The 17,579-nt window shown below is 37.9% G+C and carries 15 protein-coding genes and 1 pseudogene; 4 read left to right on the plus strand and 12 right to left on the minus strand.

From position 1 onward, the window contains the following. Position 1: 1 nt before the first annotated feature. The 8 genes from AC1TO4_RS02885 to AC1TO4_RS02920 form a co-directional block, all read right to left on the minus strand. A complete protein-coding gene (locus AC1TO4_RS02885; protein ID WP_482104067.1) occupies positions 2–820 on the minus strand; it encodes an ABC transporter permease in 819 nt (272 codons plus the stop codon). Then, positions 821–1,786 (minus strand): aliphatic sulfonate ABC transporter substrate-binding protein, encoded by a 966-nt coding sequence (locus AC1TO4_RS02890; RefSeq protein ID WP_482104068.1) that lies wholly within the window; start codon positions 1,784–1,786, stop codon positions 821–823. Between the two features lie 14 nt (positions 1,787–1,800). After that, a complete protein-coding gene (locus tag AC1TO4_RS02895; protein ID WP_482104069.1) occupies positions 1,801–2,568 on the minus strand; it encodes an ABC transporter ATP-binding protein in 768 nt (255 codons plus the stop codon). A 116-nt stretch (positions 2,569–2,684) separates the two neighbouring features. Beyond that, complete coding sequence (gene ssuE / locus AC1TO4_RS02900) at positions 2,685–3,233, minus strand: NADPH-dependent FMN reductase (protein WP_482104070.1); 549 nt, start codon at positions 3,231–3,233, stop codon at positions 2,685–2,687. Between the two features lie 1,134 nt (positions 3,234–4,367). Continuing rightward, entirely contained in the window at positions 4,368–4,685 is a 318-nt protein-coding gene (locus AC1TO4_RS02905; protein WP_482104071.1) for a histidine kinase dimerization/phospho-acceptor domain-containing protein, read from the minus strand. A gap of 6 nt (positions 4,686–4,691) precedes the next feature. Next, positions 4,692–5,942: a hypothetical protein gene (locus AC1TO4_RS02910; RefSeq protein ID WP_482104072.1), complete on the minus strand. Its 1,251-nt coding sequence runs from the start codon at positions 5,940–5,942 to the stop codon at positions 4,692–4,694. Positions 5,943–6,270: 328 nt separating this feature from the next. Continuing rightward, entirely contained in the window at positions 6,271–7,452 is a 1,182-nt protein-coding gene (locus AC1TO4_RS02915; protein WP_482104073.1) for an amidohydrolase, read from the minus strand. A 14-nt stretch (positions 7,453–7,466) separates the two neighbouring features. Continuing rightward, positions 7,467–8,855 carry an MFS transporter gene (locus AC1TO4_RS02920; protein ID WP_482104368.1) on the minus strand — a complete coding sequence of 463 codons (1,389 nt, stop codon included), beginning with the start codon at positions 8,853–8,855 and terminating at the stop codon, positions 7,467–7,469. Positions 8,856–9,174: 319 nt separating this feature from the next. On the opposite strand from AC1TO4_RS02920, the gene AC1TO4_RS02925 reads away from it, so the two are divergent. Beyond that, positions 9,175–9,486 carry a DUF3817 domain-containing protein gene (locus tag AC1TO4_RS02925; RefSeq protein WP_482104074.1) on the plus strand — a complete coding sequence of 104 codons (312 nt, stop codon included), beginning with the start codon at positions 9,175–9,177 and terminating at the stop codon, positions 9,484–9,486. Positions 9,487–10,141: 655 nt separating this feature from the next. Beyond that, positions 10,142–10,189, plus strand: a pseudogene (locus AC1TO4_RS02930) (hypothetical protein); the annotation flags it as partial. Between the two features lie 585 nt (positions 10,190–10,774). Here the strand turns inward: AC1TO4_RS02930 and AC1TO4_RS02935 are convergent. From AC1TO4_RS02935 to AC1TO4_RS02945, 3 genes are all read right to left on the minus strand, one after another. Continuing rightward, positions 10,775–10,954: a 4-oxalocrotonate tautomerase gene (locus AC1TO4_RS02935; RefSeq protein ID WP_482104075.1), complete on the minus strand. Its 180-nt coding sequence runs from the start codon at positions 10,952–10,954 to the stop codon at positions 10,775–10,777. A 27-nt stretch (positions 10,955–10,981) separates the two neighbouring features. After that, on the minus strand, positions 10,982–11,770 hold the full coding sequence (locus AC1TO4_RS02940) for a 2-keto-4-pentenoate hydratase (RefSeq protein ID WP_482104076.1): 789 nt from the start codon (positions 11,768–11,770) through the stop codon (positions 10,982–10,984). A gap of 72 nt (positions 11,771–11,842) precedes the next feature. Then, complete coding sequence (locus AC1TO4_RS02945) at positions 11,843–12,484, minus strand: alpha/beta hydrolase (protein ID WP_482104077.1); 642 nt, start codon at positions 12,482–12,484, stop codon at positions 11,843–11,845. Positions 12,485–12,688: 204 nt separating this feature from the next. Here AC1TO4_RS02945 and AC1TO4_RS02950 point away from each other — a divergent pair, with 204 nt between their 5' ends. Continuing rightward, complete coding sequence (locus AC1TO4_RS02950) at positions 12,689–12,955, plus strand: hypothetical protein (protein WP_482104078.1); 267 nt, start codon at positions 12,689–12,691, stop codon at positions 12,953–12,955. Positions 12,956–13,167: 212 nt separating this feature from the next. Here AC1TO4_RS02950 and AC1TO4_RS02955 read toward each other — a convergent pair whose 3' ends face one another. Beyond that, complete coding sequence (locus tag AC1TO4_RS02955; protein ID WP_482104079.1) at positions 13,168–15,705, minus strand: EAL domain-containing protein; 2,538 nt, start codon at positions 15,703–15,705, stop codon at positions 13,168–13,170. Positions 15,706–16,163: 458 nt separating this feature from the next. On the opposite strand from AC1TO4_RS02955, the gene AC1TO4_RS02960 reads away from it, so the two are divergent. Next, positions 16,164–17,528 (plus strand): trypsin-like peptidase domain-containing protein, encoded by a 1,365-nt coding sequence (locus tag AC1TO4_RS02960; RefSeq protein WP_482104080.1) that lies wholly within the window; start codon positions 16,164–16,166, stop codon positions 17,526–17,528. Positions 17,529–17,579: the final 51 nt, after the last annotated feature.

Below are 17,579 nucleotides of genomic sequence, written 5' to 3' on the forward strand. Positions count from 1 at the left end.
TTTAGTTATTACCTTGAAATGTGCTTCGCCATTTTAATAATTTCCTTTCCAGCAACCTTACAAATGAATCGGTTAATTTACCAACTACTGCAAAAATAATGATACCGACAAATACTTTATCTGTTTGGGAGAATTGTCTAGCATCCATAATCATATAACCCACACCTGAGCTAGACCCCATTAATTCCGCCACAACTAAACTTAACCATGCTATTCCAAGTGATAAACGAATACCCAGCAGTATATTTCCGAGAGCCGCTGGTAAAATCAAGTGCGTGATTTGTTTTTTCCAATTGAATTCTAATACCCTAGCAACGTCAAACAATTTAGAGTCAACGCCTCGGATTCCTAAAAATGTATTAATATATATCGGGAAGAAAGCACCAAGTGAGATTAATAATATTTTAGAAACTTCATCAAAACCAAACCATAAAATAAATAGTGGTGTTACGGCCAGATTTGGAATTGTCCTAAGCATTTGTAGTGATGGATCAACGTAGGACTCTGTATTTTTCGAGAATCCTACAAGTATTCCAAACAATAAGCCGAGTCCCCCACCGAGTAAAAATCCGCCAACCGCCCTTGCAATACTAATTTGTAAGTTTGCAAACAGCTCTCCAGATAATATCAAAGAATAAAATGTCGCCAATATTGTTAAAGGCGTCGGTAAAAGTGTCGCAGATATGAAACCTGCACCTCCAACATATTGCCAAATCGCAACAATGAAAAGTGGTAATACAAAACCCTTTGTCCACGAAGGTATCCTAAACCTTTTTTTTTCTAGTAAGTATTTAGATGGCGCATAAACCTCAACTTTCATCTACTTTTCCTCCTTATAGATATTTTCGATAAACTGGTTATCAACAACCTCCGATACATCGATTTTCTTATCAATGGCTTTTAATTCATATTGCATATCCGCTGATTCCTGTTGAGCTTCAATGATTATTTCTGTTATCGGTTCATTCAATGCATTTGTATTATCCAGTACGCTTTTAATAACTTGATTGTCTAAATCCTTCATTTTAGCGTATATAGCAATCGCTTCTTCCTCATTTTCATTTTGCCATTTCACTGTACGATCATAGACTTCTAAAAAAAGCTGAACATATTCTGGATGATCATCTAAAAATCCAGAACGAACGATTGTAAAACCAGGAGAAAGTGCATTAATTGTTTCACCATTTACTAGCAGCTGTGCGTCTTTTTCTAATGTTTGTAGTGATAGAAACGGCTCCCAAATAGACCAAGCATCAACAGAACCATTTTCAAATGCAGGCATCGCTTCATCTGGTTGAAGTTGAATAATCTCTACTTCATCTGGAGAAATACCTGCATATTCAAGTGATTTATATAAAAATCCGAAACCACTACTTCCCTTAGCAACGGCAATCTTTTTTCCTTTAAGATTTTCAAGCTTTTCAATTCCACTATCCTTTTGAACAAGCAACCCATTTCCTTTTAAACCATCTGATGAAAGTGCAATCTCTTTAAACTGAACGCCCCCCGCTTGACCGGCAATTACTGGTGTATTACCAACTTGAGAGAAGTCTAATTTATTTGCAGCAAGCCCTTCGATTTGTGGTGGACCACTTTGAAATTCTGTCCAATTCACTTTGATTCCTTCTTTTTCAAAAGCCTCCTCAAACCAGCCTTTCTCTTTCGCAACCCAAAGCGGACTTAAGCTTTGCTGAATACCAATATTAATCTCTTTAATCGTATCTTTATCAGCGCAACCAGCTAGTAACCCAACAAATATCACAATCAATAATAGTAGTTTCTTCAATTATCATATCCCCCTTATATTCCAGCACCATCTGTGTTTACGGATTGTTCCGTTTTCTCAAATTCGGCCAATACTTTTTGTCGTAAATACTGAAAGGATGGATCTGTACGTTTTCTAGGAAATCCAAGCTCTACTTGCATCAATTTCTGTAACTGACCAGGATTTGCTCGTAATATCGCTAGCTCAGTCCCCAAATAAATAGATTCATCGATATCATGCGTAACCAATATCATTGTTATTTTTTTCTTTTGCCAAATATCGATTAATACATCCTGAAGATGCTTCCGTGTAAAGGCGTCTAATGCCCCAAATGGTTCATCTAGCAACAAAACTTGCGGATCACGAATAAGTGCTCTTGCAATTGCTACCCTTTGTGACATTCCTCCCGACAACTCACTAGGATACGATTTTTCATATCCTGTCAGTCTAACGATTTCAATAAGCTCTTCTACTTTTTGTTTCACAATTCTATTTTTCAAATTTAAATCTGCAGCAATATTTTGTTCCACTGTCATCCAGGGAAAAAGTCGATGCTCTTGAAAAATAAATCCCTGAGAAATTCCTGGTTTATCTACAGAACGTCCGCCAATATGAACATTTCCAATATATTCAGTATCGAGTCCAGCAATAATTTTTAATAATGTACTTTTACCACAGCCACTTGGTCCAATGATCGTTAAAAAATGCCCTTCTTTAATATGCAATTCAATGTCATCCAAAACAACGTTCCAACCATCATCATGTTTAAATGCCTTTTCCTTTACTTTAATAGTGACGTCCATCTTCGTGCCTCCTTTTCAAAAAGCATAATTGCCATAAACAGAGAAGGCCCCCACCTTAGTTGTTAAATTAAGATGAGGGCCTTTAGTTTTCTAATCAGCCGATTACTATTTTATTGTTAACTAACACGGTTTTTTATTACTTCTTTCTGGTTCTGAAAATACTTCAACACATCAACGAGCCGATTCTCAGCTTCCTCTGCAATGAGAAACTCATTTCCGTCTAATCGCTTAATTTGGTCGTCCACTACAAAGACACCATTTAATATCTCTGTCGCGCCAAGTGCAGATAGTACTGGCTTTAACGCGTATTCAATCGCAAGTAAATGACCCAAAGAACCACCTATCGCAACGGGTAATACCGATTTTCCTGTTAATATTCTTTGTGGCAATAAGTCAAGGTATGTCTTCAAAATCCCTGAGAACGATGCTTTATACACAGGTGTTAGCACAACTACAATATCCGAGTCTACAACAATTTTATTCGCTTGAATAATCGCTTTACTGGAAAAGTTAGCTTTTATAAGATCTTCAGCAGGCAAATCATGTACATAAATCGTGTCGTAAGGCAAACTCTCTGTTTCAAAAAAACTTTCTATTCTTTTTTGAATCCCTGTCAATCGAGACTCCTTGCTGTTCCCTCCGTTAATAATAACCGCTTTTGACATCTACCCTCATCCTCCTTCAATAAAGTTTTTGATTGTAAAACACACAATCATTTTTGGGATTTCTAATTCCTATTAAAATTATAAGTATAGTCATATATTTCGAGGTCATTGACTTTTACTTTTTGCTGACTAGTGAACTGCTACCGGTACAATTTGTAATGTTTTAGTTGTCATTTGTTTTTGCTTCAATTAGTTTTAGTTTTAATTTAGAAAGAGATCCGGTAATTGGTATTAATGTCTACAAATTACCGAATCTCTAGTTGACTAGTTGATTCTAATGTTTATTCACTTTCAAATAAATTAAAAATCCCTTTTGTATTCAATATCGCCCCAATTAATAAGCAGAAAAGGCCCCCATCTTAAATAAATTAAGGTGGAGGCCTTTAGTTGCCTAATCAGCCGTTTGCTATTTTTTTGTTGAAACAGGGTTATCATCATTAATTCCCCAGAAATGCGCTACACATCTTGAAGCTAATTCTTTAGCATCTTTCCTAACGGGAATCTCTCAATCCTTACAACTCGATTTTGTACAGATTACCATCAGCACCCTGTCAATCTAGGCTCCTTACTGTTCCCGCCGTTAACAATAACCGCTTTTGATATCCACCCTCATCCTCCTTCAATAAAGTTTTAGATTGCAAAACACACAATCATTTTCTGGGTTTCTAATCCCTATTAAATGTATTGGAATTATCATATATCTTCGACTAATAAAAAGTCAACCATAAAATTAGAAATTTTCAAGAAAATTCACCGATACCGACGCTGTGCAAAATAACACTTCATATATAGCATTACATAAATCTATTGTTAAAAATATTTTGATTTTATACCGTTTCCAGAATTATATGCAACGTTATCCGAAATTGCATCATTTTTTTAAGTGAAATGTCAATCTTTACACAGGAATATTGCTTATGACCTAAGCAGCTGGCGCACGGAGTCAAGACTAAAATAGAGAGGGCTAAAACATGTTGGAGACTCTCTATAGTAAAAGGGATCAGTGCTTGTTTGATTTATGAATATTCAACATTACGAAAAAAATGCAAGAAAAAGGCAACCAAATGTTGTAAAGGTTGCCTTTCACATTATGCAATTACATTGTATTATGTGAATAACTTCATGTAAAGAGACCTAAATTTCCACAGAACTTTTAAGAACCTTCTGCATATCCAATTCTTCAAAAGTGAAAATTTGCGGTTTAGCTACAAGTAACAAATCATTTAATACTTCTTCTATCTTTTCAATTTCAAACATAACAACATCAAAGTTTTCATATGGCATCCCTTGCTTGCCTAATTGCGTGAACCCTTTAATGGCTGTTAAGGAATTTCGTATTTCATGCGCCATGCTTGCCGCAAGTTGGCCAACAACATAATGTTGGTCTGTACTTTGTATCATATCTTTAGTTTTTGTTCGCTCCAAATCCTTAATCTCCACGTTGTTATGCATTTGTTTTCATCCCCTTTTATTATGTTCATTACACATTAATAAAGGAGATTGTTGTGGAGGCTCCCCGGGAGGAGCATGAGCCCATTTAAACATTGCGAACTCATTCATAGGTGTCCACTTTCCCCCGCTTGAAGATTGTAGACTGAACACATCAACGATTCCCCAACTTAAATCACTTTGTCCACCCATTTCTAAAGTTGGAGATGTTGTAGGCGGTGTAGTTTCCATAATGATAGCCACCGGTAGACGATCCCACTTTTTACTTGGTTCAGTCGGAAGTTTAGGATTATCAACTTTTTTATTTTCTAACACGATATTTTTAGATTTTCCAAATGGGTCAATCAAACCATTCGTTTGTTCAAGCACTTTTAATTCCTTAACAATCGAACGTCGGTCTACGGAAGTTGCTCCTAAAATAGAATCTACGTCGAGGTTCCCCTCGCCATTCATACTGACTTCAATTCCATCATCCAAGCTGAAATCACTATGTTTCTCCAGTTCACTAGTACCGACTTGTTTAATCAATACATCGGTCCCAATTTCAGGTACTAAAGGTGTAATAGATTCCCTTTTCGGCATAGAACCGACATCTCGGCTATGCTCTTTTGGGTTAGTGAAGACGTTTTCATTCCCAGTATTGCTCTTTTCGTCCTCCCTAAAAATTTCCTGTGGAATTTTTATTACTTTAGCAACTGTTTCAACAGATTCAAAATCCATTTCTAAAGAAAAGTCGATTGCAGATTTCATAGTTTCATTAGAAAATTCCTCTGTGTTTTCTACGACGGTTTGACCATAAGAAGTTGTTTTCTTAACTGTTTCACTTACATCCTTGATGAACGGGGTGACGACAGGAACGGTTGGCAATCCATTTACGACCGAATTTATTGTGTCATTGACCGCATATGTCACTTCAGAAGTTGTTTTCTCCACAGTATCGGTAACTGTCGAAATTAGTAAATTCCCTGTAGCTTTAATTCTGGAAGTGCCAGGCTTACTATCCAATGGTTTGGATAAATTCGTTTCCGTTTTATGCTGTCCATTAACTGTTTCTTGTAGAACTGTTTCAATAGACTCTGTTTTCTCTTTCAACACATTGTCTACTTTCTTTACATTACCAAACAAAATGCTTCGAGATTTCCCAACTTTCTCGCCACTTGGAGGATCCGTAGAAGCTCCCGTATTTTCACCATGAACGATAGTAGGTATGATTAAGATTAAACAGAAGAAAGTCATCAAAATAAGGAATACCCTCCTCAATTAATTCACCCCCTCTCTCGGTAATTATTGGAAATATTATACCATTCACCCATTTATAGTGCTAGTCATATATAACATTCAAATATGAAGTTTGGGTTATTTTAATGATGGAAGTGAAAATTACTGCGTCACACAACAGCCGAGTTTCCTGAATAGGTAGCTGACATTTTGGTTGGATATTTTCTGGACTTTGATGGATGCTTCGAGGTTTTCGTTGGAGGCTCCCTCGTTGTTTGGACACTTTTCTATAAATTATCGAATTTTCTTCAAAATCCAGGACCACAAAAAGAGCCGTTCAATAAATACTTATTGAACGACTTCCTCCACTCTATTCCTGCATACTACAAACAACTTGTCCCACTGCTTTTGCTGCAACTAGAAGTGCATCTTCGTCGATATCAAATTTTGGATGGTGGTTGAAATATGGTTTTTCAACACCTTTGGGTGAACACGCAATATAAAAGAAACAAGCCGGAAACTTTTCAGCATAGTAAGCAAAATCTTCGGAAGGTGCCATCGGTGGCAGCTCTTTTACCTCTGTAATTTCTTTCACATTTGCATTTTTAAGTGCTTCAGCCACCTTTTCTGTAAGCTCTGGATTATTGTATAAGGGTGGATAATCTGGTGTATAGGTAAGTTCGCAACTGACATCGAACTCTGCTTCAAGTCCTTTGACCAAACGTTTAACTTCTCGTTCAATCGTTTCTTTCGTTTTAACAGTCATATAGCGGATATCGCCTTCCAGCTCCACACTGTCTTTTATCACATTAAACGTCCCAGCTCCATCAAATGAGCCAATCGTAATGACTCCAACGTCAAATGGACTTAATCTGCGACTGATGATGGTTTGAACTGCGGTAACAAAATGAGCGCCCGCGACAATTGCATCATTTGCTAAGTGAGGTGATGATCCATGTCCACCTCTGCCTTGAATTTTCAATTTCATGTATGCCCGTCCATTGAATGCATAGCCTTTATTGTAACCAACCATTCCAACAGGAGCGATTGGTAATAAATGAATTCCAAACACTTCGTCCAAATCATCCAGCAGTCCCGATTCGATAATACTTTTCGCTCCGCCTGGCGGAACTTCTTCAGCATGCTGATGAATGATTGTAATGGTTCCGGATATTTCAGATTTCAGTTGTATTAAACAATCCGCAAGTACTAACAAATAAGCTGTATGACCGTCATGTCCACATGCATGCATGACACCTTCATTTTTCGACTTGAATGGTACGGGCGTTTCTTCCACAATGGGAAGAGCGTCAAAGTCTGCACGCAATCCAATTGTTTTTCCAGGTTTTCCACCTACTATTTTCACAATAATGCCGTAACCATTCCCGACATTTGTTTTTATTTCGACGTCTTTTCCTTTATAAAAATCAGCAATGTACTGAGCCGTTTTTTGTTCTTCAAATGACAATTCAGGATGTTCATGTAAATAACGACGAATTTGAATCATTTCATCTTTACGTTCATCCAACATATTCATTAATTTTTCTTTCATACCTAAAACACCCCTTATTTAACTTCGCTCTTACCAGCATTATTTGGAACCATGAAGATAATTGATAACAACGCGATAACTGCGAAAATCACATTGGCAACAATACCTCCAGTTGCCGCTGCATCTACCCCACTAGTGGCTGAAATCATCGCATAGACAGTCGCAGAAATCGCTACCCCGAATGCAGAACCCAGGGAACTTGCCATTTTATAAATACCCGATGCTGCCCCAATTTTATCATCAGGTGCATTAGAAACCGCGGTGTCCGTAGATGGTGTTGCATAGATCCCTAACCCTAAACCGAACAAAGCGAATCCTATAAAGACAACGACTGTATAAGCAACATCCGGTAAGAACGTTAAGCCCATCACCCCAACACCGATAAGCGTCAAAGTCGTACCCCAAAGCATTGGTTTTTTCGCACCAACTTTTTGAAGAATCTTTTCTCCAACACGAATCATTGCAAGTACAGCAATGAGATAGCCTATGGAAAGCATACCCGATTGAAAAGATGTAAAACCCCTTCCTTCTTGAACATACGTATTCGCAACAACAAGCGTTCCGGCAACAGCATTGAGCAAGAAGTTTGAAACGGTTGCACCCGTGTATGGCGCGTTTTTAAATAATCCAAAATCGATAAGCGCATTCGATTTACCCTTTTCAACTTTTATAAAGCCAATTGCACCAATGACTGTGACAACTAACAGTAAGATCGTAATCCAGTTTGTCCAACCAATTTCAGAACCTTGTGTGATAAAAATATTCAATGCCAACAGTGTGACTACGAAAACAAGTAGACCACTCACATCAAATTTAGAGTTACCCGATTGTTTCGCTTTACTTTCAGGCGTGTCTTTTATTAACCACAATGCAATAATTGCAAAGATAATGGAGAAGATGAAAATCCACTTCCATCCCAAATAGGTTGCAATAACTCCGCCTAATAACGAACAAGCACCAGAACCACCCCAAGAACCAATTGACCAATAACTAAGTGCCCGTTGACGTTCAGCCCCTTCAAAGTAGTCTTTTATGAGGGCAATTGTTGAAGGCATAATACAAGCAGCCGATAAACCCTGAATGATACGACCCAAAATGAGTAATATCGAACCATTTGCTAACACTAAACAAAGTGATCCAACAATACTTAAGAGCAGACCGATATTCGTTATTTTTTTCCGACCAATTTTATCTGCAAGACCACCTGCAGCGACGATAAAAATACCCGAAAAAAGTGCTGTTAAACTAATGGCGATGTTGACTGTCCCGGCGGAAACACCTAGATCCTCCTGAACTGCAGGAACGACATTGACCATCGCTTGAGCAAAAAGCCAAAATGTTAAAACCCCAAACACAATCCCTGCAATCAATTTATTTGTCCCTTTATAGGCGGTTGTCATAATTTGCACTCCCTCATTTTCATTCATGACTTCATTGTTTACAGAAATAGTACTTCTATGCATGACTGTACTTTGTTGGAGACCTTATGAAGATGGTTGGACAGTTGGATGGTTTTGTTGGATAGTTGCTAAAGTTGGTTGGCGGCTTGATTGAAAGGCGCCTAAAACTAATTACAAAAAAGATAGCAGTTAAACTCTCCTACTTTCAAGATTTATTAGTAATTATTTTTCCGTCAACAACCAGTCAATTCAATTTCTATACTTAGTCATTTAATTCTTATATACTGTGGGTTGGTAATATGAAGATTTCAGGAGCGATATGATGTTTAAAAATGCACTGAGCCGTTTTCGTTTCATGGGTTTCCTCGAAGGGAGCTCGCTACTACTCTTGTTGTTTATTGCGATGCCCCTTAAATATTGGTTTGGTATGCCGAGTGCCGTGACTATTGTCGGAACACTTCACGGTTATATATTCCTCGCATATATGGTTGCCATTGTGTATGCGATGATTGCGGTAAAATGGCCTTTCAAATTTACAATTGGCGCTGTTCTTTCCGCCTTTATTCCATTCGGTAATTTCATTTTGGACAGCCGTCTCAAAACGCTAGAAAATCCGAGCGGTACGCCTCTTTAAATTTGAGTGCCTGATTCTAATACAACTCTGAATAAGTAGTGAGCAGCACCTGTGCTGACACAAAGACATAGTAAAAGGTGCCAGTGTATGAAATAAAGACAATCGACTCACATGTTTGGAAAAACATATAGAAAGAATCGTGCACATACACAACTATCTGAAATTTAACAACACAAAAAAGGTCACCCGTCGATGATTCATCGATGGGTGGCCTTTTTTAAAATATAGTTTCTCTACTACATTGTCTAGCCGTTTCTCCGAACATATCCACAACGACTGCAACTATCAGAGTTGTAACTCATCCGATGATACCCTGACAGCTTACACTTCCATTTCCCAAACCATTTTTTGATGAGAATCCCCCCTCATATATAACTATATCTGTAATCTATTTGTCTCTACTTCCTTTATTATACACTAAGCATGCTTTTTTACCTACCCATTTTATTAAACTTAATTATATTAAATTTCAGAGTATACATTTCGACCTATATCGACACAAAAATCATGGTAACATCTCTCGCACCTGATTCGCTCATTAGTTTTTCATCAATCTACTAGTCAATTCGATTTCTTTTTATAAAATGGGGTTTGGTAAAATGAAGATTTTAGGAGCGATATCATGTTTAAAAATACACTGGGATGTTTTCGTTTCATGGGTTTCCTCGAAGGTAGTTCGCTGCTGCTTTTGTTGTTCATTGCGATGCCCCTTAAATATTGGTTTCGTATTCTGAGTGCCGTGACTATTTATTGGAACGCTACATATTTATATATTCCTCGCTTAAATGGTTGCCATTGTGTATGCGATGATTGCGATAAAATGGTCTTTCAAATTTACAATTGGCGCTGTTCTTTCCCCCTTCATCCCATTTGGTAATTTCATTTTGGATAGCCGTCTCAAAACGTTAGAAAGCCCGAGCGGTGCGTCTCTATAAATGGTATTGATTGATACCAATATCTTTACAACAACTTGCATAAATAAAAAAAGTAACGCCAGGTTTTACGCTGGCGTTACTTTTTTCACTTGAGCTCTAGGTAACGCGCACTTAATTCATCCTCTTCCTTACATCCAAACTTTCCAAAGCTTCCTGTAATGGTTGCTTCAAGGCGGGCGCTAATGTTTTTGCGCACTGTGCAGTGAGGTGGTTATTGTTACGATTCACAACCATATTGCCGATGACAGGATAGCAAATTTTGTCACCATAGAAGTAATCAGTCAAATCTGCAAAATGATAACAGAATCTTATATGATCAGGTTTTATAATGACTGCTTCATTCGCAATTCATTTTACGAAATCGGCTTTCCCGCTTTACCCCAATGCGTTTTAGGTATCTCAGTGACAAGCACTCTAATATTTTCTACTGGCGCATCTAATGTTTCAGAAACCGTTTGCGTAATATTCCCAATCAATTCGGCAACTTTCTCTTTCGGTCTGCCTTCTATAATACTTACCTGGATTAACGGCATACAATTTCTCCTTTCTTACACTAGAATTTATTCGGTTACAGTAAATGATACTTCACCAAGACCATCGAATTTACCGCTGACTACATCGCCTTTTTCAAGTAACACGGCTCCAGTGAGTGCACCTGATAAAATGACGTCTCCTTTACGGACCTTGTCGCCCTTTTTCGCAAGCATATTGGCGAGCATCGCAATCGCATTTGCAGGATGACCGAGAACCGCCGCTCCTGTTCCTGACTCCTTCAACTCTCCATTTATCGTTAATGTAGCGCCGATTAAATCGAGTTCGAATTGGTCTGGACTTTTCAAAGTCGTACCAAATACGACTCTCGACGTGGAAGCATTGTCCGCCACTACATCAGGTAGTGTGAAATTGAAGTTTTCATAACGGCTATCAATGATTTCCAGCGCTGGAACAACCGATTCGGCTTTCGCCAACACTTGTTCACCTGTCACACCAGGTCCTACAATGTCTTCCCCAATCACAAATGCGATTTCCGCTTCCACTTTCGGATGGATTAAATCACTAAGAGAAACCTCTCCTCCGTTATCAATCAACATATAATCGAAAACGTATCCATAAATGGGTTCATCGACATTCATTTGCTGCATTTTAGCTTGAGACGTCAATCCCATTTTAGGCCCAACAATCTTGCGACCTTCAGCTAACTTCATAGAAACCAGCTCTTGTTGAACGAGATACCCTTCTTCAACTGTTAAATCGGGCTTCAAACGGGCTGTCACTTTTTCTATTTCACGCTTTTCTACTTCTCCTGCAACTAAATAGGTAGCAATTTCTTTTATTTGATTTGCATTCATAGATATTTCCTCCTTTTTACAACGTACAAGTTTTTTGTTTGGAGCGCTCAGCTTTCATGTAAGCAACCTAATTCAACGTATGGTCTCAGTCAGCCAGCGACTAAGATCGTTTTTATTAGCCTCTCCAATTTTATGGCCCGTCGGATAGGTTTTATAATCTACAGTGGCGCCTGCTTCTTTAAAATAGGCATCATTCTTTTTCCCGACTTCCGGCGGAAAGATAGTGTCTGTTTCGCCGTCCGATAAATAAACTAAAAGATGATCAATCGGTTTCATTGGATATTCCTCCACTACAAAATCTGGAATATAACCATTCATGGAAACGATGCCTTTAATTTTATCCCCTAGTACTAACGCAAGTGAATTGGATAATATAGCTCCTTGACTAAAGCCGCCTAAGTATATTTGTCCACGGTCAATCGGATAGGTTGCGCATGCATATTCGATAAAGCTTTCCAAGTCTTTCATGCTTTCGTCGAAAAGGCCCCGATCCGGATTTCCGTATCCTTTCAAACGGTAATACGCATATCCTTTTTCATGCTCCAAATGACCTCGGATGCCAATTAAAATAAAATCCTCTTTTACATCTTCAAAAACACTTAGCATATGTTGTTCATTGTAGCCAATGCCATGTAGAGCAAATAACACAGGTAGATTTTTTCCTGGTTCAATCTTTGATGGCATCATCACTTCGTACTCAAATTTATTCACCATTTTGTCCCTCCTGGATACATTTACTGTAGCATTCAGATTTTTATTTTGTACTATGATATTCCCCAAATTAATCTTACCAACTATCAAATTCCAATTGCACATAATGGTCGTACTATGTTTTAATTACCTTAAATTTTTTTCACTAAATAGTACATATTTGAATATATTAAACACAGTACGTGAAAGTGATTGGAGGTTAATAGTTTGAATAATAGCAGTTTATTCTTTTCCAATCAAAATCAAGATAGTCAAAATCAAACAGACAGTGAAAGTGCTAAACTCGCTGTCATTGCAGGAATAATCTCTACATTTGGTGATGCCCTTTCCACTTTGTCAGCAGTCCTTGCAATAGAAGAAGCACGGCAAGAACAAAATAATGCTGGAGATAGTAAAAATATGCAAAAACAGATTGATTATTTAACCTCTGAAATAGAAAAAATGAAAAGACAGATGAATTCACCTTGGAGATAGAAATCTACTCCCTATTCATACATTTTTGCTAAACATCTTTCGAGATGTTTTTTTATTAAAATTCTTTATTGTTAGTTACAGAGCTATAAATCCTACTTTATATAGTTCGACAAAACCTGATTATTATCCTGTTTGGACACTCCCTCAAACAAGTAGCCATGCCATTCCAGTGCATACCCCAAGTAGTTTGGCCAACAAAGACCTAAGAAATCCTACAATTCCTTAAAGTATTTCCCCACACTGTCTGTTATAAAAGAATGACCGGGTAGGAGCGGGTCCTTTTTCAACTGCAGTTGGAATTGATTGAAATGCTTGATAAAGTATTCTCTTTCCTTCTCATCAACCATAAATTTAATACCATATTGGTTGAGGCTTTCCTGTTCTCCATCAAACGTAATTGTCCCATAAATAGTCATTTTTTCGTTCATTATGGTTAGTTGAAATTTCAATATAATATCCGACCTTACGGGAAGTTTAATGTTCGATAAAAAACGTAATCCGCCCGGTCCTACGTTTTCAACTACTATTTTTGTATTTCCCAATTGAACCTTTTTGCCATTCAATTCGGAGATCGTCATAAGTGCTTCGAGTGGATACTTAAAATCAATTCTAAAATACTTTCTTTTTTCTTTAAATGGTATAGATTCAATTTCAGGATTCAATTGCCCTGCAAGTAACTTGAGGATATTTTTTTCTGAAACAGGCCTGCTAAATAAATAACCTTGAATCCAATCGCATTGTAAATCAGCTACAAATTCCTTCTGTTCTGTCGTTTCGATACCTTCCGCTACCACTTTTATGGACAGCCTATTGGCTAACTGAATAATTGAGGTTACAATTTCGGTGCTATCCTTATCGGTAGGTATGTCCTTTATTAAGTCTCGATCTATTTTCAATATGTCCGGTTTGATATCTCGCAAACTTTTAAAAGATGCATAGCCCGTACCGAAATCGTCAAGGGAGATTTGTATACCCATCTCTTGCAATTTCTTTATTTTCCTCAACACTTTTTCTTCTTGATCCATTAACGTACTCTCAGTAATTTCAATGTTAAGCCATTTTGGATCTAACTTGTTTTCTTGTAACACATTAGAAATCATATCCACCAAACCTGTTTGTAAAAACTGCACAAGTGACAAATTAACAGAAACCTGAATAAAATTCCCGGCACTATGCCATAAGCATACATTTTTGCAAGCTGTCCGCAATACCCATTCACCGATTTTAGTGATCAACCCCGATTCTTCAGCCAGCGGAATGAATTCATCTGGAGGAACGATTCCCCAATCGGGATGATTCCAGCGGATTAGTGCTTCTACACTAGCGATTTGATTCGTCTGCGCATGTACAATCGGTTGGTAATAGACGAGAAACTGATTATCTTCTAACGCTTTCTTGAGCTCATTTCTTAATGAAAATGTCTTATATGTGCCGACATTGGCGGTTGGTGAAAAAATTTTATATTTATTGTTTCCCGCTTTTTCCGCGAGGTACAATGCTAGACCCGCATTTTTCAACAGTGAAACGGCGTCATCTCCGGATTCAGGATAAATACTAATCCCAATACTTGTTGTAATGGAAAGAGTATAGTCCTTAATGTCAAATGATTGCTCAAAAACCTGCAGGACCTCCTCTGCAATTTGTTCAATTGAATGAGCTTCTTGAAGGTTTGTCGTTAAAATCGCGAATTCATCTCCGCTGATTCTCGCTATCATTTTGACGTTTTTAGTAAGCGTATTTTTTAATTGCCTTGCGATTTCAATTAATAAAAGATCACCGATATCATGACCTAATGAATCATTTAAAAAGCCAAACCCGTCTAAATTAAGGAACAAAACGGCGAACTTGCGCTTATCGACATTCGCTAGTCGGATTTCAAGATCCAACCCATTTTCAAAAGCTCGTCGATTTGGTAATTCAGTTAAATAATCATGGTATGCCATATAGTGAATTTCGCGCTGCTGCTCTTTTAGTTCAGTAATGTCATGGATATTGCAAATGATCCCATTCACACTCGGTGTATTGAGGAGATTCGTATAGATGACCTCAACATCACGCCATTCCCCATTTTTATGCTTTAATTGAAGCTCTACCATAAAAGGTGTATTAGCCCGATTGAGAACTTCTTTGAATTTACCCTTTTTCGATTGAAGGTCATCAGGATGCATCAAATCAAAAAAGTTTTTCCCGGTAATCTCCTCCACTTTATAACCCAGAACTGCTTCAATTGATGGACTCTCAAAAACGATTGTTCCATCTGAATCGAGGATGCCAATAATTTCATGAGAATAATGGATTAGTGATTGTAGTTTTTCTTGCATCTCTTGTATATCCTTCTTCAATTCATTTTCATCGAAAATATTATGTGTTAATCCATATATACCGATTACTTCGTCATTCCCTAGTTGAATGGGTGTCAGCGTAACATCAATACGAATAATTTTACCATTTTTATTTAAGACTCTATAGTTTACATGTTGAGCTTCTCTTTTTAACACGTTGGTGAAATAACCTTCGACCCTTTCTACATCTTCTTTATATATGAAATTGCTATACTTTTCCCCAATAATATCTTCAACGTTAGCTCCCGCTAATTGGTTACTCCCTCCACGGATATTCACAATTCTCCCTTTTAGATCAATAACGAAGAGAAGAATATCAGGAGACTTTTCAAAAATTTGAGGATATGAGCTTTTTTCCTCTTCCAAATAAGCCATTAACTTTTTCTTCTTTTTCATTCGTGAAAACAAGCACACCCCTCCTTACTATACGTAAATTTATATTGTTCAAAGTGGCTTTAATATTCCATAGTGAAAGACACCTAAAATGATAATGTTAAATTTCGAGTTTTTCCATTAACTTTCGAGCAATTCATTGGTATATGTAAATTTTAAAAATAGTTTGCCAAGTCCTACAACTCTCTATTTAAATTTACCGTCCTTCTCAGATTAAGTCAACGAATTTTATGCTATTATACCTATTTCAAAAACCACCTAATTCTATAGAAATAGATTTCGAAAGTACTAATTGATATCATCGGCGTAAGTATATAAATAATGCTTGCATGCAGACCAATAACTACACGAACATCAGACAGTCCCCATAATTCTAAGGTTCCTCTTGCACGGATACATTTAACACAAAATACTCTTTCAATTTAAGTCGAATAGGGTGATACTTATAGTAATAAACTACTGGAGGTATGGCCATGTTTTGTCAGAAGTGTGGGGGTAAAAACGAAGCGACTTCACTGTTTTGTGGCAGTTGCGGTACTTCTATTAAGAAATCCGGAAAAAAGTGGTTGTGGATAGGCATCGTCTTTACTGTCTTCTTATTGGCAGGAGTCGGATATGTGCTTGTTCAAGTGTTAAACGACAAGAAGCCTAGCGAAATGGTTCAGAGCGTGGCTGTGGAAAAACCAAAAGAAGTGGAACAGGTTGTGCAGCCTGTTGTTAAGAAAGTGGAACGTGTACAAAGTCTTGAAAAAGAAAAAACGGCAGTTATTAAAGAATCGTTGCCAAAGGTCTTTACGATTTTCACGCAAGAGGGACTCGGATCCGGTTTCCTCTATAAAAAAGGCGGATTGGTCGTAACGAATGCGCATGTTGTCGTCGGTTATACGGAGGTGATTGTCCGAGATTCGAGCGGCAAGGACACACCTGGGCAAGTCATCGGCATATCAGATCTTTATGACGTTGCTTTGATACAAGTTGCGGACTATGTAAACGCGGAACCGCTCTCTGTCGAAATGCAAGAATCCGCGATTGGAACCGAAGTGATTGCACTCGGCAGCCCCCAAGGATTGGAAAACTCCGCTTCTGTCGGCTATTTGACAGGCATTAATCGAACGATTGATTTTGAATTCAGCTATGACAATGTCTATCAAGTCGATGCACAGATTGACCAAGGAAGCAGTGGCGGTCCACTTTTGGATGCCAAAACTGGAAAAGTGATTGGCATTAATTCACTTCTTTATACGAATAAAAATAATTTCGCTTTCTCAATTCCCATGTACAGCATGGTCGACCTTCTGGATTCCTGGGCTAAATCCCCCATGACGCATCAACAAGTTGCCGAGGTATTTGGTTTCTATGATGCGTACACCGACGAAATTGCCACCACGGAAGCGGAAGACAATGACGAGGAGTACGTTGAGGAGTATGTCGAAGAAGAAGTCGTGGAGCAAGAAGACCCTGTCACGCCAAATGTTTATTTCGATGAAATTGAATTGGAAAGTTTCATCCTCACGTTTCGTGACAATTACGCAATGGCCTTGCAAGATGAAGATTTTTACTGGATTCAAGACATGGTGTTGCCCGGTAGTGCGGCGTATGGTGAACTGGAGGACTATGTAGCAGAGATTTCGGGTCAAGGGATGACATTTAATTTCACAAACAATACAGTCACTGGGATTGAAATTCTCGACGAAATAGCTTATGTATCGACACTTGAACAATTCGACTTTACCACAGCAACAGGAGAACTCATCTACTACGAGCGTGAAAAAGACTATACAATCATTGTTGATGAATACGGGTCCTACCAGATCACGGATATTTTCATTCGTCAATAACTGGTTTCTAAGACGCAGATTAATGAAGGATACCCGTACTTGAAAAATCAT

Source organism: Sporosarcina sp. Y838, from assembly GCF_056786515.1.

Bases quoted from the DNA above. Each gene is read 5' to 3' on its own strand.
- AC1TO4_RS02885 (WP_482104067.1), bottom strand. From the start codon at position 820: ATGAAAGTTGAGGTTTATGCGCCATCTAAATACTTACTAGAAAAAAAA.
- AC1TO4_RS02895 (WP_482104069.1), bottom strand. From the start codon at position 2,568: ATGGACGTCACTATTAAAGTAAAGGAAAAGGCATTTAAACATGATGAT.
- ssuE (WP_482104070.1), bottom strand. From the start codon at position 3,233: ATGTCAAAAGCGGTTATTATTAACGGAGGGAACAGCAAGGAGTCTCGA.
- AC1TO4_RS02905 (WP_482104071.1), bottom strand. From the start codon at position 4,685: ATGCATAACAACGTGGAGATTAAGGATTTGGAGCGAACAAAAACTAAA.
- AC1TO4_RS02915 (WP_482104073.1), bottom strand. From the start codon at position 7,452: ATGAAAGAAAAATTAATGAATATGTTGGATGAACGTAAAGATGAAATG.
- AC1TO4_RS02925 (WP_482104074.1), top strand. From the start codon at position 9,175: ATGTTTAAAAATGCACTGAGCCGTTTTCGTTTCATGGGTTTCCTCGAA.
- AC1TO4_RS02935 (WP_482104075.1), bottom strand. From the start codon at position 10,954: ATGCCGTTAATCCAGGTAAGTATTATAGAAGGCAGACCGAAAGAGAAA.
- AC1TO4_RS02940 (WP_482104076.1), bottom strand. From the start codon at position 11,770: ATGAATGCAAATCAAATAAAAGAAATTGCTACCTATTTAGTTGCAGGA.
- AC1TO4_RS02945 (WP_482104077.1), bottom strand. From the start codon at position 12,484: ATGGTGAATAAATTTGAGTACGAAGTGATGATGCCATCAAAGATTGAA.
- AC1TO4_RS02960 (WP_482104080.1), top strand. From the start codon at position 16,164: ATGTTTTGTCAGAAGTGTGGGGGTAAAAACGAAGCGACTTCACTGTTT.